The organism is Microbispora sp. ZYX-F-249 (assembly GCF_039649665.1).
Classification (GTDB): domain Bacteria; phylum Actinomycetota; class Actinomycetes; order Streptosporangiales; family Streptosporangiaceae; genus Microbispora; species Microbispora maris.
Map to the genome: position 1 here is coordinate 1 of NZ_JBDJAW010000075.1, position 15,003 is coordinate 15,003.

13 protein-coding genes are annotated in these 15,003 nt (G+C 72.1%); 8 read left to right on the top strand and 5 right to left on the bottom strand.

The features are described 5' to 3' along the window. Positions 1-302 precede the first annotated feature (302 nt). Both AAH991_RS38785 and AAH991_RS38790 read right to left on the bottom strand, forming a co-directional pair. Entirely contained in the window at positions 303-800 is a 498-nt protein-coding gene (locus AAH991_RS38785; RefSeq protein WP_346230948.1) for a DUF4097 family beta strand repeat-containing protein, read from the bottom strand. A 59-nt stretch (positions 801-859) separates the two neighbouring features. Beyond that, positions 860-1,681, bottom strand: a complete 822-nt coding sequence (locus AAH991_RS38790) for an NmrA family NAD(P)-binding protein (protein WP_346230949.1) — start codon at positions 1,679-1,681, stop codon at positions 860-862. A gap of 66 nt (positions 1,682-1,747) precedes the next feature. On the opposite strand from AAH991_RS38790, the gene AAH991_RS38795 reads away from it, so the two are divergent. The 3 genes from AAH991_RS38795 (at position 1,748) to AAH991_RS38805 (ending at position 3,197) form a co-directional block, all read left to right on the top strand. Next, positions 1,748-2,089 carry a winged helix-turn-helix transcriptional regulator gene (locus AAH991_RS38795; protein WP_346230950.1) on the top strand — a complete coding sequence of 114 codons (342 nt, stop codon included), beginning with the start codon at positions 1,748-1,750 and terminating at the stop codon, positions 2,087-2,089. 159 nt (positions 2,090-2,248) lie between these two features. Further along, entirely contained in the window at positions 2,249-2,755 is a 507-nt protein-coding gene (locus tag AAH991_RS38800; RefSeq protein WP_346230951.1) for a flavodoxin domain-containing protein, read from the top strand. A gap of 154 nt (positions 2,756-2,909) precedes the next feature. Further along, positions 2,910-3,197, top strand: a complete 288-nt coding sequence (locus AAH991_RS38805; protein WP_346230952.1) for a hypothetical protein — start codon at positions 2,910-2,912, stop codon at positions 3,195-3,197. A gap of 132 nt (positions 3,198-3,329) precedes the next feature. On the opposite strand, the gene AAH991_RS38810 is transcribed toward AAH991_RS38805, so the two are convergent. From AAH991_RS38810 to pflB, 3 genes are all read right to left on the bottom strand, one after another. Further along, positions 3,330-3,647 (bottom strand): hypothetical protein, encoded by a 318-nt coding sequence (locus AAH991_RS38810; RefSeq protein ID WP_346230953.1) that lies wholly within the window; start codon positions 3,645-3,647, stop codon positions 3,330-3,332. 117 nt (positions 3,648-3,764) lie between these two features. After that, positions 3,765-4,574: a pyruvate formate-lyase-activating protein gene (pflA, locus tag AAH991_RS38815; RefSeq protein WP_346230954.1), complete on the bottom strand. Its 810-nt coding sequence runs from the start codon at positions 4,572-4,574 to the stop codon at positions 3,765-3,767. Further along, positions 4,574-6,847: a formate C-acetyltransferase gene (gene pflB / locus AAH991_RS38820; protein WP_346230955.1), complete on the bottom strand. Its 2,274-nt coding sequence runs from the start codon at positions 6,845-6,847 to the stop codon at positions 4,574-4,576. Before pflB ends, pflA begins: the two co-directional genes overlap by 1 nt. Before the next feature lie 219 nt (positions 6,848-7,066). On the opposite strand from pflB, the gene AAH991_RS38825 reads away from it, so the two are divergent. The 5 genes from AAH991_RS38825 to narI are packed head-to-tail and all read left to right on the top strand — an operon-like array spanning position 7,067 to position 14,923. Further along, positions 7,067-8,287 carry an MFS transporter gene (locus tag AAH991_RS38825; protein WP_346230956.1) on the top strand — a complete coding sequence of 407 codons (1,221 nt, stop codon included), beginning with the start codon at positions 7,067-7,069 and terminating at the stop codon, positions 8,285-8,287. Further along, entirely contained in the window at positions 8,287-11,934 is a 3,648-nt protein-coding gene (locus AAH991_RS38830; RefSeq protein WP_346230957.1) for a nitrate reductase subunit alpha, read from the top strand. Before AAH991_RS38825 ends, AAH991_RS38830 begins: the two co-directional genes overlap by 1 nt. Next, a complete protein-coding gene (gene narH / locus AAH991_RS38835) occupies positions 11,935-13,590 on the top strand; it encodes a nitrate reductase subunit beta (RefSeq protein ID WP_346230958.1) in 1,656 nt (551 codons plus the stop codon). Beyond that, the gene (gene narJ / locus AAH991_RS38840; protein WP_346230959.1) at positions 13,587-14,192 is read left to right on the top strand and encodes a nitrate reductase molybdenum cofactor assembly chaperone; all 606 of its coding nucleotides are present in this window, start codon (positions 13,587-13,589) and stop codon (positions 14,190-14,192) included. Before narH ends, narJ begins: the two co-directional genes overlap by 4 nt. Then, positions 14,189-14,923, top strand: coding sequence for a respiratory nitrate reductase subunit gamma (gene narI / locus AAH991_RS38845; protein WP_346230960.1), 735 nt, complete (start codon positions 14,189-14,191; stop codon positions 14,921-14,923). The genes narJ and narI overlap by 4 nt, the downstream gene beginning before the upstream one ends. Positions 14,924-15,003 lie beyond the last annotated feature (80 nt).

The following is a 15,003-nucleotide window of genomic DNA, read 5'->3' on the forward strand; positions in this document are numbered from 1 at the left end:
GCCGGCGCCGGCGGTCCCGGCGGGGATCGTCTCGGCGTGCGCGCGGGGGCCGGGGACGGTGACCGCGGCGGCGGGAGCGGCGTCGTAGAGGCGGTGCTTCCTCTGGTTGCGCCCTTCGGTGATGGCCATGACCGGCCCCTTTCAACGTGTTCGCGTCTTTGCTCTCTCTTTGACACCTCAAGCAAACCGCGATCACCGGCCCCGCCGCAGGAGCCGTACGGCACCCTCCGGCCGCCCGAAGTCCCCGTGATCGTGGGACTTTCGTCGTACGTCCGGCCGAACGGTGCGTGCCGGTGCCCCGGTCATCCCGGCGAGGGCGGGTCCAGCCGCAGGCGGCCGGACTCCGTCCGCGCGTCGACCTTCCCCGTCACGCCGCGCACGGTGACGTCGCCGTGCTCGCTGCGGATCGTGACCTCGATGTCCTTCGGCACCACGAACGTGTAGTCGGTGTGGCTCCCGGCCGTGTCCCTGAGCGGGCCGCAGATCGAGCCCGTCTCGTCACACACCAGCCCGACCGTCAGCGAGCCGTCGCCCCACGACTCCACACGGGGCCCCGAGCCCTGCGCGCGGCGGGTCACCCGCACCTCGCTCACGCCGGCGCCCACGACGTCGACGTCTCCGTGGTCCGTGTGAACGTCGAGGGTCCGGATGCCGTCGAAGGACGGGGGCGAGTCCAGCAGCATGTCGGTGGCCGACACCGCGAGCACCGCCAGCAGCGCGACGAGCAGCGGCACCGCCGTCGCCGCCAGTACGAGGGTGCGGCCCGTCCGCCGATCGCCCGTCCACATGCGCATGTCCATGGCGTATTCGTACGGGGTGCCGCCTGCTCGAAGGTTGCAGCCCGCTTACCGGGTAGGTCTCACCGCCACGCCTGGCGCGCGGCCCACCGCTCCACCGTCGTCGTCCCCCGGTGGAGCCATCTTTCCGGGATCGGCGGTGGTGCGGCCGCCGCGGCCGGGGAGTAGAACCCGGCGATTCCTTCGGCCGCCTCCCGGCCCACGACCGGCGTGATGAGCCGGGCGTACTCGGCGGGCTCGACCCACAGGTAGCGCACCGGCCTTCCTGCGGCGGAGGCCGCCGCGGCGGCGAGCCGGTCACCGGTGACCTCCTCCGGACCCGTCACGACGAGCCGCGCGGGCGGCTCGGCCGCCGCCAGCGCCTCACCGACGGCCTCCGCCAGGTCGTCGAGCGCCGACCACGGCACCGGGGCCTCCGCCGGCAGCGGATAGACCAGCTCACCGTGCTCGCGGACGCGCCGGGCCGACCAGGGCTGCACCAGGTTCTCCAGGTACGGCCCCGCGGGACCGATCACGGACGCGGCCTCCACCCGCGCCGGCAGCTCCCGGGCGAGCAGTACCCGGGCGTCGACGAACGGGACACCCACCGGGTCCGGCGGCAGGGGCATCCCCGGATTGAACACCACCCGCGACACGGCGGCCTCGCAGACAGCGGCGAGCACCGACGCCGCGTGCCGCAGGGCGATCTCGCCGAACACCTGCGGAAGCTGCACGACGACCGCGTCGGCGCCCTTGTACGCCGCGGCGAGGGAGGCGGCGTCGGCCAGATCGGCGGAGGCGGAGTTCAGCGGCCGGACCTGGTGCCCGAGTGCGCGCAGCCTCCGTACGACGGGAGAGCCCTGGGTTCCGGTCGCTCCGTGCACGGCAATGATCGTTCTCGTCATGCGGCCGACGCTAGAGCTGTCGCTTCATCTTTTGAAGTAGGCACTTTTCCTGTAGTAACTACAGCCATGGAAACAATGCAGGCACCGCGGCCGCCGGTCACTCCCGAAGAATGCGTCGTCACCCGGACGCTGACGTTCGTGGGCAGCAGGTGGACGCCGCTGGTGATCTGGCACCTGCTCGACGGCACCAAGCGCTACGGCGAGCTTCGTCAGGCGCTGCCCGGGATCAGCCCCAAGACGCTGGCCGACCGCCTGCAGGCCCTGGAGGAGCGCGGACTCGTCACGCGCACGGTGCATCCGGAGAAGCCGCCGCGCGTGGAGTACGCCCTGACGCCCCGGGGCTTCGCACTCGGGAAGATCCTCGACGACGTCGCACGGTGGGGCGAAGAGTGGGAGGACGCGGACTGAGCGGCAGCCGTCGATCACTCAGATGAAGGGGAGACCGGAGCGGGCCCAACGACCGGTGGGAGCGGGTCCTGAGTCTCTACCCGCCCGGTCGTCCCGGCGGGAGGCTGCGATCGACAGTCCCCCAAGCCGGGGACAAGCCCGAGACAAGGAGGTCCGGCCATGACACGTGTGCTGGTCGCCTACGGATCCAGACGAGGCTCGACCGCGGAGATCGCGGGCTGGATCGGCGACACCCTGCGCGGGGAGGGGCTCGAGACCGAGGTCGCGGACGCGGGGTCGGTCCGCGACGTCACCGCCTACGACGCCGTGGTGCTGGGCGGAGCGCTCTATGCGGGGCACTGGCACAAGGACGCCCGGCGCTTCGCCCGGCGGCACGCCGCGGCCCTGTCCGGCCGGCCGGTGTGGCTGTTCAGCAGCGGGCCGCTCGACCGGTCCGCGGACGAGGCCGAGATCCCGCCGGTCCCGCAGGCGGCCCGGGCGGCGGAGGCTCTCCGTGCATTGGGGCACCGGACGTTCGGGGGACGGCTCGCCCGTGACGCCAAGGGCTTCATCGCCGCGAGGATCGCCGAAAGGGCCGGTGGCGACTACCGCGACCCGGACGGGGTACGCGCCTGGGCGCGACAGGTCGCCGAGCGGGTGGCGGCCACGCAAGGGACGGAGGTCTGACCGGCTCGTCCGCTCCACGCCCGGTGGCGCCTCACCGGCTCGTCCGCTTCCCCGGCGGCAGCTCACCGGCTCGTCCGCCTCCCCAGCGGCCGGTCGGGAGCGGGCACGATGAACGGCGGCAGGACACGCTCGGCCACGACCCGGGGAGCGGTGCGTGAGTGGGTGGCCGGAGGCGGTCCACAGGTCGCCGGCGCGGCTGATCGCGCTGACCTTCGCCCTGTCCGTGCCGTTCTGGCTGGCCGGCGCCCTGATCGGCCGTCTGTCGGAGACGCTGCCGGTCAGCGCGCTGATGGCGTGCTGCCCCTGCTGGCGGCGATGGCGCTCGTGTGGCGTCATGAGCCGCGCGGAGCCGTGCACGGGCTGCTGCGGCGCATCGTGGACCGGCGTGCCGTCCCCAATCCCGGCTGGTACGGCCTCGCGGTCGCCGTGCCGCTGGGGGTGATGGCCGCCTCCTACGCCGTGATGGTCCTCCTGGGGCGCTCACTGCCCGAGCCGCGGATCGCGCCGGCCGAGATCCCACTGCTGTTCGCCGTGTTCCTCGTCGCCGCCGCCGTGGCGCTGCTCGTCGTGGCCGTCAGCGACGTCCCCGGCCGGCGGCGGGCGCCGCGACATGGGCCACCACCGGCTCGCCGTGCACGGCGCGGTGGTACGCCTCGCGGGCGGTGGCGCGGATGAGTTCCGGGCAGGCGGACGCGGTGGGGCGGATGCACACGTAGATGTGCACCATGCCGTCGATCTCCGCCAGGCGCACGTCGTCCACCGTCTCGGTGAACGCCTCCTGCAGGGCCTCCCGGACGGTGCGCCGTGCGACCGGGCCGGTGGCCTGTTCGCGGTTGTCTTCGCCGTCCTGCCGGCGGGGGATGGGACGGGGGTCGGTGCTCAGGATCGTCATGACTCAACCGTGCCGTCGGTCGTCCGGTGCGGGGAGGGCCGAAGGTCCCGGGACCCGGCGCCGGACGTCGCTTCCGGTCCGGGCCGCGATAGACGCACGCGCCGGGCGCCCGGCCGGTCACACACTGGTCACTCCGTGCGCGGCGAACTGGGCGTGCACGCGGTCCAGCAGGTCCTGGTCCGGGGGCCTGACGCCGGCCAACGGGTAGGCCAGCCCGAGCCGGGCGTACTTTCCGGCGGCCATGCGGTGGAAGGGCAGGACGTCGACCCGCTCGACGTTGCCGAGCGACGCGACGAAGCGGGCCAGGCCCTCGACGTCCTCCTCGGCGTCGGTGTGCCCGGGCACCAGGACGAACCGCACCCAGACCGGGCGGCCCAGATCGGCCAGCCTGCGGGCGAAGCGCAGGGTCGGCTCCAGGCGTGCGCCGGTGAGCCGCCGGTAGCCCTCCGGGTCGTACGACTTGATGTCGAGGAGCACGAGGTCGGAGTCGGCCAGCAGCGCGTCGCTCGCCCGGTCGCCGAGGAAGCCGGAGGTGTCGAGCGCGGTGTGCAGGCCGCTCTCGTGGCAGCGGCGCAGCAGTTCGCCGGTGAAGCGGGGCTGCAGCAGCGGCTCGCCGCCGCTGATCGTCACCCCGCCGCCGGCGACCGAGATGAACCGCCGGTAGCGGTCCACCTCGGTCATGACCTCGTCCACCGTGACCCGGCGGCCGTCGCGCATGCGCCAGGTCTCCGGGTTGTGGCAGTACAGGCAGCGCAGCGGGCAGCCGCAGGTGAACACCACGAAGCGGGTGCCGGGACCGTCCACGCCGACCGACAGGTCCCACGACTCGATGACGCCCCCGCCGGCCGCCGGCTCCGCCTGGCAGAGCTCGGCGGCGGCGTCCTCACGGAGCCGGGTGGTGGACTCGCCGAGTGGTTCGCCGCGCATCACAGCCGCCCGTGGAAGGTGCGGTCGACGACGTCCTGCTGCTGTTCCCGGGTGAGCCGGACGAAGTTGACGGCGTACCCGGAGACGCGGATGGTGAGCTGCGGGTACTTCTCGGGGTGGTCCATCGCGTCGATCAGCGTGGCCCGGTCGAGCACGTTGACGTTCATGTGGAAGCCGCCCGCGTCGAAGTAGCCGTCGAGCACGCCCACGAGGTCGGCGACCCGGTCGTCGGCCGTGCGGCCCAGCCCGTCAGGGGTGACCGTGCTGGTGAGCGAGACGCCGTCCTGCGCCTGCTCGTACGGGAGCTTGGCCACCGACAGCGCCGAGGCGACCAGGCCGTGCCGGTCGCGGCCGTTCATCGGGTTGGCGCCGGGAGCGAACGGCGTGCCGGCCCTGCGCCCGTCGGGCGTGTTGCCGGTGTGCTTGCCGTACACCACGTTGGAGGTGATGGTGAGCACCGACTGGGTGTGCTCGGCGTCGCGGTAGGACGGGTTGCGGCGGATCTTGTCCATGAACGACCTCACGAGGTCGACGGCGATGGCGTCGGCCCGGTCGTCGTTGTTGCCGTACGCCGGGTAGTCGCCCTCGACCACGTAGTCCACGGCCAGCCCGGTCACGTCGCGCAGCACCCGGACCCTCGCGTGCTTGACGGCCGACAGGCTGTCGGCGGCCACCGACAGGCCGGCGATGCCGCAGGCGAGCGTGCGCTTGACGGGGTAGTCGTGCAGCGCCATCTCGATGCGCTCGTAGGCGTACTTGTCGTGCATGTAGTGGATGACGTTCAGCGCGTTCACGTACGTCTTCGCGAGCCAGTCCATCATCCGGTCGAACGCCGCCGCGACCTCCTCGTAGTCGAGCACGTCGCCGGTCAGCGGGGGACAGGCGGGGCCGACCTGCTCGCCGCTGATCTCGTCCCGGCCGCCGTTGATCGCGTACAGCAGGGCCTTGGCGAGGTTGACCCGGGCGCCGAAGAACTGCATCTGCCTGCCGACGGGGGCGGCCGAGACGCAGCAGGCGATGGCGGTGTCGTCGCCGTACCGCGGCCGCATCAGCTCGTCGCTCTCGTACTGGATCGAGCTGGTCTCGATGGACAGGCGGGCGCAGAAGCGCTTGAACGGCTCGGGCAGCCGCGGCGACCAGAAGACCGTCAGGTTCGGCTCGGGCGCGGGGCCGAGGTTGCGCAGCGTCTGCAGGTAGCGGTAGCTGGTGCGGGTGACCAGCGGCCTGCCGTCCGCGCCGATGCCGCCGATCGACTCCGTCACCCAGGTCGGGTCGCCGGAGAAGAGCTGGTCGTACTCGGGGGTGCGCAGGAAGCGGACGATGCGCAGCTTGATGACGAAGTCGTCGACCAGCTCCTGCGCCGCCCGCTCGGTGAGCCGCCCCTCGGCGAGGTCCCGCTCCAGGTAGACGTCCACGAAGGTGGAGGTGCGGCCGAGGGACATGGCCGCGCCGTTCTGCTCCTTGACGGCGGCGAGATAGGCGAAGTAGAGCCACTGGATGGCCTCGCGCGCGGTGGCCGCGGGCCGCGAGATGTCGTAGCCGTAGGAGGCGGCCATCCGCTTCAGCTCGTCGAGGGCGCGCAGTTGCTCGGCCAGCTCCTCCCGGTCGCGGATGACCGCGTCCGTGGAGAACTCGCCGTCCAGCGTGCGCAGCTCGGCCCGCTTGGCCTCGATCAGCCGGTCCACGCCGTACAACGCGACGCGCCGGTAGTCGCCGATGATGCGCCCGCGGCCGTACGCGTCGGGGAGCCCGGTGATGATTCCGGCGCGGCGGGCCGCCCGGATCTCCGGCGTGTACGCGTCGAAGACGCCGTCGTTGTGCGTCTTGCGATACTTGGTGAAGATCTCCTTCACCTGGGGGTCCAGCGTGTAGCCGTAGGCGGCCAAGCCGTTCTCGACCATCCGCAGCCCGCCCGCCGGCATGATCGCCCGCTTCAGCGGGGCGTCGGTCTGCAGTCCGACGATGAGCTCGCGCTCGGAGTCGATGTAGCCGGGCCGGTGCGCGGTGATCGAGGAGGGGGTGACGGTGTCCACGTCGTAGATCCCGCGCCGCCGCTCCTCGGGGAACAGGTCCGACACCTCCGCCCAGACCGCGCGGGTCCGCTCGGTCGGCCCGGCGAGGAACGACTCGTCGCCCTCGTACGGCGTGTAGTTCGCCTGGATGAAGTCGCGCACGTCGACGTTCCCGCGCCAGGTCGTGCCGCGGAAACCGCGCCACGCCACGTGCGCGGGCGCCTGCGCGTCTCCCTGGTGCCTGACCTCGGTGACGGTCATCGTCTACCCCCTTCGTCGATTCCGTCTCCACTGTGGGTCCTGGAGCACCTGCCCTCCGCGCGCGGAAGTCATCGATCACGGGGACCAAAGTCACCCGTCCGATTCGGTGGATAAGTGAAGGTCTTCTGGGTATCGGCGCAAGGACCAAGGTCCCTGACGTCCCCGCCGTCCCGACGGGAGGGTGAGGACGGTCGCATCCTCTCCCCCCGGAGGAATGGCATGACAGTCGGCTCGGCAGCCGTCCAGGAGACACACAGGGGCGGCCGGGCGGTCGCGCTGGTGCTGGCGACGGCAGGGTTCGCGGTGAACTTCTGGGCGTGGGCGCTGCTCAGCCCGCTCAGCGCGACGTACAAGGAACTGCTCGGCCTCACTCCGTTCGAGGCGTCGGTCCTGGTCGCGATCCCGGTCATCGTCGGGTCGCTGGGGCGGATCGTGCTCGGCGCGCTGACCGACCGGTACGGCGGGCGGCTGATGTTCGCGGTGGCGAGCATGCTCGGCGTGGTCCCGGTGGTCTTCCTCGCCTTCGCCGGGAGCTATCCGGCGTTGCTGGCCGGGGGGTTCGTCCTGGGCCTGACAGGGGCGACGTTCGCGATCGGCGTGCCGTTCGTCAACGCCTGGTTCCCGCCGGAGCGCCGCGGGCTGGCCCTGGGTGTCTTCGGGATGGGCAACATCGGCACGGCGATCTCCGGCTTCGCCACTCCGTGGCTCGCGGACCGGTTCGGCCGGCCGGTGCCCTTCTTCGTGGTCGCGGTCGCGCTGGTCGTCGTCGGGCTGGCGTTCCTGGCGTTCGGCCGGGAGGCGCCCGGCACCCGTCGCGCGACCGAGCCGTTCCTCACCAGGTTCCTGGCCGCGGGGCGGTTGCGCGTCACCCGCGAACTGGCCGCGATGTACGCGCTGACCTTCGGCGGGTTCGTGGCGTTCGGCGCCTACCTGCCGCTGTACCTGAAGGCGGTCTACGGGCTGTCCACGGCCGGCGCGGCCGCGCGGGCGGCCGGGTTCGTCGTGCTGGCCACGCTCGCCCGGCCGGTCGGCGGCTGGCTCGCGGACCGCTTCGGCGGCGAGATCGTGCTCTCCGGGGCGCTCGCCGTCGCGGTGGTGTGCGCGGTCGCCGTGTCCTTCGCCCCGCCGATGCCACTGGCGACGGCCGGCTTCCTGGCCATGGCGGCCTCGCTCGGACTGGGCAACGGCGCGATCTTCGCGCTGCTCGGCCGGGCCGTGCCGGCGCACGCGATCGGCAGCGCGACCGGCGTGGTCGGGGCGGTCGGCGGCCTCGGCGGATTCCTGCCGCCGATCGTCATGGGCCTCATCTACCAGGCCACCGGTTCGTACGCCATCGGGCTCATGCTGCTGGCGGCCGTCGCGGCGGCGGCGCTGGTCTACTGCTGGTTCGTCCTGCGGCCCTCCGGGACCGCCCCCCTGACCCAGGGAGAGGGAATCTGATGTCGAGGATCGACGGGCCGGTCGGCGACGCCCTGCTCGGGCTGGGGCGGCACCTGCGCCGCGGCGAGGTGTCGCCGGACCTGCGCACGCTCCACCAGGTCGGCGGGCGGCAGGGCGACGTGTTCTACCGCGACCGGTGGAGCCACGACAAGGTGGTGCGCTCGACCCACGGCGTGAACTGCACCGGGTCGTGCTCCTGGAAGGTGTACGTCAAGGACGGCATCATCACCTGGGAGGCCCAGCAGACCGACTACCCCAGCGTGGGCGGCGACCGGCCCGAATACGAGCCGCGCGGCTGCCCGCGCGGTGCGGCCTTCTCCTGGTACACCTACTCGCCGACCCGGGTGCGCTACCCGTACGCCCGGGGCGTGCTGGTGGAAATGTACCGCGAGGCCAAGGCGCGGCTGGGCGACCCGGTGGCGGCCTGGGCGGAGATCACGACCGACCCCGTGAAGCGCCGCCGCTATCAGGAGGTCCGGGGGAGGGGCGGGCTCGTCCGCGTCTCCTGGGACGAGGCCGCCGAGATCGTCGCCGCAGCCCACGTGCACACGATCAAGACGTACGGCCCCGACCGGGTCGCGGGCTTCTCGCCGATCCCGGCCATGTCGATGGCCTCCCACGCCGTGGGCGCGCGGTTCGTCTCGCTGCTCGGCGGCACCATGCTGTCGTTCTACGACTGGTACGCGGACCTGCCGGTGGCCTCGCCCCAGGTCTTCGGCGACCAGACCGACGTGCCGGAGTCGGCGGACTGGTGGGACGCCTCCTACCTGATGCTCTGGGGCTCCAACGTCCCGGTCACCCGCACCCCCGACGCGCACTACATGGCCGAGGCCCGCTATCGGGGGCAGAAGGTCGTCGTCATGGCGCCGGACTACAACGACGCCGCCAAGTTCGCCGACGAATGGCTGGCCCCGCATCCCGGCACGGACGGCGCCCTGGCCATGGCGATGGGCCACGTGATCCTTAAGGAGTTCTTCGCCGACCGGGAGACACCCCGCTTCCTCGACTACGTCAAGCGCTACACCGACCTGCCCTTCCTGGTGCGGCTGCGCGAGCACGACGGCGGCGCGTACGTGCCGGACAAGTTCCTCACCTCCGCCGACCTCGGCGAGGAGGGCGAGGAGGCCGCGTTCAAGACCGTGCTGCTCGACGCGCGGGACGGCACACCGGTCGTGCCCGGCGGCTCGCTCGGCTTCCGGTTCTCCGCGGAGGGAGAGGGCCGGTGGAACCTCGACCTCGGCGACGTCGACCCGCTGCTCACCCTGCTCGCGGACGGCGAGGCCGTCCCGGTCTCGCTGCCGCGTTTCGACACCCCCGGCGAGGCGGTGATGCGCCGCGGCGTGCCCGCCCGCCGGGTGAACGGTCACCTGGTCACCACGGTCCTCGACCTGATGCTCGCGCAGTACGGCGTGGCCCGCGACGGGCTGCCGGGGGAGTGGCCGTCCGGGTACGACGACCCGGCGCAGCCGTACACCCCCGCCTGGCAGGAGACGATCACCTCGGTACCGGCGGACGCGGCGGCGCGGATCGCCCGGGAGTTCGCCCGCAACGCCGAGGAGTCCGGCGGCCGATCGATGATCATCCTGGGGGCGGGGACCAACCACTGGTTCCACTCGGACACGATGTACCGCGCGTTCCTCGCGTTGGTCACGTTGACCGGCTGTCAGGGCGTCAACGGCGGCGGCTGGGCGCACTACGTCGGGCAGGAGAAGTGCCGCCCGGTCACCGGCTGGGCGCAGCTGGCCTTCGGCCTCGACTGGTCCCGCCCGCCCCGCCAGATGATCGGCACGGCGTACTGGTACCTCAACACCGGGCAGTGGCGCTACGACGAGCACACCGCCGACGTGGTGGCCTCACCGCTCGGCGGCGGGACGTTCACGGGAAGGACCAGCGCCGATCTGCTCGCCCAGTCCGCCCGGATGGGGTGGATGCCGTCCTATCCCACCTTCGGCCGCAACCCCCTCGACCTTGCCGACGAGGCCGCGCGCGCCGGCCGGGAGGCGGGCCCGTACGTCGTGGAGCAGGTGCGCGCCGGGAAGCTCGGCTTCGCCTGCGAGGACCCCGACGCGCCGGAGAACTGGCCGCGGGTGCTCACCGTGTGGCGGGCCAACCTGCTCGGCTCCTCGGCGAAGGGCAACGAGTTCTTCCTGCGGCATCTGCTCGGCGCCTCCGACGCGGTGCGAGCCGGCGAGAACGGCCCCGACCGCAGACCCGACGATGTGACCTGGCGGGACGAGGCGCCCCGGGGCAAGCTCGACCTGCTGCTGTCGCTCGACTTCCGGATGACCTCGACGACGCTGTTCTCCGACATCGTGCTCCCGGCGGCCACCTGGTACGAGAAGCACGACCTGTCGTCCACCGACATGCACCCGTTCGTGCACGCCTTCACCCCGGCCATCGACCCGCCCTGGCAGACCCGCACCGACTTCGCCGCCTTCCACGCCATCGCACGGTCGTTCAGCGCGCTCGCCCGCGACCATCTCGGCGTGCGCCGGGACGTCGTCGCCGTGCCGCTGCTGCACGACACGCCGGACGAACTGGCGAGCCCGCACGGCCGGGTGCGCGACTGGCGGGAGACCGGCGAGGAGCCGGTGCCCGGCCGCACGTTCCCGAAGATCGTGGTGGTCGAGCGGGACTACGGCGCGATCGCCGACAAGATGGCCGCCCTCGGTCCGCTCGCCGAGCGCCTGGGCGCCACGACCAAGGGCGTGACGTTCGACATCGCGGCCGAGGTGGAACGGCTGGGCAGGGTCAACGGGACCGTACGCGGGGGAGCGGCCGACGGCCGGCCCTCGCTCGCGACCGACGTCGCGATGTGCGAGACGATCCTCGCGCTGTCGGGCACCACCAACGGCCGGCTGGCGGCCCAGGGGTTCGCGGACCTGGCCCGCCGCACCGGTACCGACATGGACGGGCTGGCCGACGAGCACCGGCGCATCACCTTCGCCGACACCCAGGCCCGGCCGGTACCCGTGATCACCTCGCCCGAGTGGTCGGGCAGCGAGACCGGAGGGCGGCGTTACTCGGCCTTCACCATCAACGTCGAGCACCGCAAGCCCTGGCACACCCTCACCGGCCGCCAGCACTTCTACCTCGACCACGACTGGATGCAGGAGGCCGGCGAGGCGCTGCCCGTCTACCGGCCGCCGCTCAACACGGCCGCCCTCGCCTCGGGGCCGGGCGGCGACGACGGCATCGTGGTGCGCTACCTCACCCCGCACTCCAAGTGGTCGATCCACTCGGAGTATCAGGACAACCTGCTGATGCTGACGCTGTCGCGGGGCGGCCCGACGATCTGGATGAGCCCGGCCGACGCGGCGCGGGCCGGGATCGGCGACAACGACTGGGTCGAGGCGGTCAACCGCAACGGCGTGGTGGTCGCGCGGGCCGTCGTCTCGCACCGCATGCCGGCCGGGACCGTGTACATGTACCACGCCCAGGAGCGCGTCGTGGACGTGCCCAAGAGCGAGACCTCCGGCAGGCGCGGCGGCATCCACAACAGCCTCACCCGCCTGCTGATCAAGCCGACCCACCTGATCGGCGGGTACGCACAGCTCAGCTTCGCCTTCAACTATCTCGGGCCGACGGGCCACCAGCGCGACGAGGTCACGGTGATCCGCCGTCGCAGCCAGGAGGTGGACTACTAGATGACACGTGTGATGGCTCAGCTGGCGATGGTGATGAACCTGGACAAGTGCATCGGCTGCCACACCTGTTCGGTCACCTGCAAGCAGGCGTGGACCAACCGGGCGGGCACCGAGTACGTCTGGTTCAACAATGTGGAGACCCGGCCCGGCCAGGGCTACCCCCGCACGTACGAGGACCAGGACAGATGGAAGGGCGGCTGGGAGCTCAACCGGCGCGGCCGGCTCCAGCTCAGGGCCGGCGGACGGCTGAAGAAGCTGCTGACCATCTTCGCCAACCCGCTGATGCCGTCCATCGGCGACTACTACGAGCCCTGGACCTACGACTACGACCGCCTGTTCTCGGCGCCCGTCACCGAGGACACGCCGGTCGCCCGGCCCCGGTCACTCATCACCGGCGAACCGACGAAGATCGAGTGGAGCGCCAACTGGGACGACGACCTCGCGGGCGCACCCGAGCTGGCCCCCGCGGACCCCGTGCTGCGCAAGGTGTCCGACCAGGTGAAGCTCGAGTTCGAGCGGGCCTTCATGTTCTACCTGCCGCGCATCTGCGAGCACTGCCTCAACCCGTCGTGCGTCGCCTCCTGCCCCTCCGGCGCGATGTACAAGCGTTCCGAGGACGGCATCGTGCTGGTGGACCAGGACCGCTGCCGCGGTTGGCGGATGTGCGTCACCGGCTGCCCGTACAAGAAGGTGTACTTCAACCACCGCACCGGCAAGGCCGAGAAGTGCACCTTCTGCTACCCGAGGGTCGAGGTCGGCATCCCGACCGTGTGCTCGGAGACCTGCGTCGGCCGGCTGCGCTACATCGGGCTGGTCCTCTACGACGCCGACCGGGTCGCCGAGGCGGCCTCCACTCCGGACGAGAAGGCGCTGTACGAGGCGCAGAAGAGCGTCATGCTCGACCCCCGCGACCCCGGCGTGGTCGCCGCCGCCCGGGCCTCCGGCATTCCCGAGGACTGGCTGGAGGCGGCGAGGAACTCCCCGATCCACAAGCTGATCTTCGATTTCGGAGTGGCGCTGCCGCTGCATCCCGAATATCGGACCATGCCGATGGTCTGGTACATCCCGCCCCTGTCGCCCGTGGTCGACGTGCTGCGCGAGACCGGCCACGACGGGGAGCGGGCCGGCAACCTGTTCGGCGCGATCGACGCCCTGCGCATCCCGATCGGCTACCTGGCCGAGCTGTTCGCCGCCGGCGACCCCGAGCCCGTACGCGCCGTGCTGCGCCGCCTGGCCGCGATGCGGTCGTACATGCGGGGGATCAACCTCGCGGGGGAGCGGGACGAGTCCATCCCCGCCGCCGTGGGCCTGAAGGGCGACCAGATCGAGGAGATGTACCGCCTGCTGGCCATCGCCCCTTACGGCGAGCGGTACGTCATCCCCAAGGCCCACGCCGAGCAGGGCGCCCAGTTGGAGGAGCTCGCCACCGGGTGCAGTCTCGACTACGACGGCGGCCCCGGCATGGGCGGCCCCTTCGGCGAGGCGTCCGGACCGCCCGCCCCCGTGGCGGTGGAGAACTTCCACGCGCTGAAGGAACGGCAGGCCACCGACGACCTGGACCGGGCGGACGAACTGCGCGGCCGGGTCAACCTGCTCAACTGGGACGGGAAGGGCACCCCGGAGGGGCTGTTCCCGAAGCGGAAGGACGAGTCGTGAGCGACCGCACGGTCCACCTGACGGCCTCGGTGCTGCTGTCCTATCCCGACGAGCGGCTCGTCGAGGCGCTGCCGCTGCTGGACGCCGCCGTGGCCGGGCTGCCGCCGGGCGAGCCCGCCAGGCGGCTGGCCGCCTTTCTCGGTCACGTGACCACGACCCCGCTGCACGAGCTGGCCGAGCACTACGTGGCGACCTTCGATCTCAAGCGCCGCTGCTGTCCTTATCTGACCTACTACACCTACGGCGACACACGGCGGCGCGGGATGGCCCTGCTGCGCTTCACGCAGGCCTACCGGGCGGCCGGGTTCGAGGTCACCGGGGAGCTGCCCGACCACCTGGGCGTGGTGTGCGAGCTGTCCGGCCGCGGCGCCACCGAGCAGGCCGTACGGCTGCTGCGCGAACACCGTCCCGGACTGGAGACGCTGCTGCGTGCACTGCGGGAGGAACGCTCACCCTACGCCGACGTCGTCGCGGCGGTGCTGGCGACGCTCCCCCCGCCCACCGAGCGGGAGCGCCGGGCCGCCCTGCGCCTGGCGGAGGAGGGCCCGCCTGCCGAGGAGGTCGGCCTGGAGCCGTACGGACCTGTGGGAGGTGTCCGGTGAGCGGGCTCGACGTGACCCTGTGGGTGGTGGCGCCCTACGTCGCGCTGACGGTCTTCGTGCTCGGCCACGTCTGGCGCTACCGCTACGACAAGTTCGGCTGGACGACCCGCTCGTCCCAGATGTACGAGTCCCGGCTGCTGCGGATCGGCAGCCCGCTGTTCCACTTCGGGATCCTGGTCGTGCTCCTCGGTCACATCGGCGGCCTGGTGATTCCCGAGACCTGGACCGAGGCGGCCGGAGTGAGCGAGCACGCCTACCATCTCGCCGCGGTCGTGCTCGGCACGGTCGCCGGAGTCTGCACCGTCGCGGGCCTGGCCATCCTCGTCTACCGCCGCCGCACGGTCGGCCCGGTCTTCACCGCCACCACCCGCAACGACAAGCTGATGTACGCGCTGCTCGCCCTGACCATCGCGCTCGGGCTGGCCGCCACCGTCGTCGCCAACGTCCTCGGCGGCGGTTACGACTACCGCACCACCATCTCGCCCTGGTTCCGGTCGATCTTCTACCTGCAGCCGGAGGGCGAGCTGATGGCGGCCGCGCCGATCCTTTTCAAGCTGCACGCGCTCAGCGCGCTCGTCCTGTTCGCCGTCTGGCCGTTCACCCGGCTGGTGCACATGCTCACCGCACCCGTCGGATACCTCACCCGCCCGTACATCGTCTACCGCAGCCGGGACGACCGGCGTGGCTCGCGCCCGGCCCGCCGTGGCTGGGAGCCCGCGGGCCGCCCCTGACGACCCGCGTCGACAGTGGTCACGGCGCCTCCGTCACCAGCGCGCTGATCCGGTCCATGAGACCGCTCATGTCGGCGTCG

Excerpts from the sequence above, each read along its gene's own strand:
- AAH991_RS38785 (WP_346230948.1), bottom strand. The coding sequence starts at position 800 with ATGGACATGCGCATGTGGACGGGCGATCGGCGGACGGGCCGCACCCTC.
- AAH991_RS38790 (WP_346230949.1), bottom strand. The coding sequence starts at position 1,681 with ATGACGAGAACGATCATTGCCGTGCACGGAGCGACCGGAACCCAGGGC.
- AAH991_RS38795 (WP_346230950.1), top strand. The coding sequence starts at position 1,748 with ATGGAAACAATGCAGGCACCGCGGCCGCCGGTCACTCCCGAAGAATGC.
- AAH991_RS38800 (WP_346230951.1), top strand. The coding sequence starts at position 2,249 with ATGACACGTGTGCTGGTCGCCTACGGATCCAGACGAGGCTCGACCGCG.
- AAH991_RS38810 (WP_346230953.1), bottom strand. The coding sequence starts at position 3,647 with ATGACGATCCTGAGCACCGACCCCCGTCCCATCCCCCGCCGGCAGGAC.
- pflA (WP_346230954.1), bottom strand. The coding sequence starts at position 4,574 with ATGCGCGGCGAACCACTCGGCGAGTCCACCACCCGGCTCCGTGAGGAC.
- pflB (WP_346230955.1), bottom strand. The coding sequence starts at position 6,847 with ATGACCGTCACCGAGGTCAGGCACCAGGGAGACGCGCAGGCGCCCGCG.
- AAH991_RS38825 (WP_346230956.1), top strand. The coding sequence starts at position 7,067 with ATGACAGTCGGCTCGGCAGCCGTCCAGGAGACACACAGGGGCGGCCGG.
- AAH991_RS38830 (WP_346230957.1), top strand. The coding sequence starts at position 8,287 with ATGTCGAGGATCGACGGGCCGGTCGGCGACGCCCTGCTCGGGCTGGGG.
- narH (WP_346230958.1), top strand. The coding sequence starts at position 11,935 with ATGACACGTGTGATGGCTCAGCTGGCGATGGTGATGAACCTGGACAAG.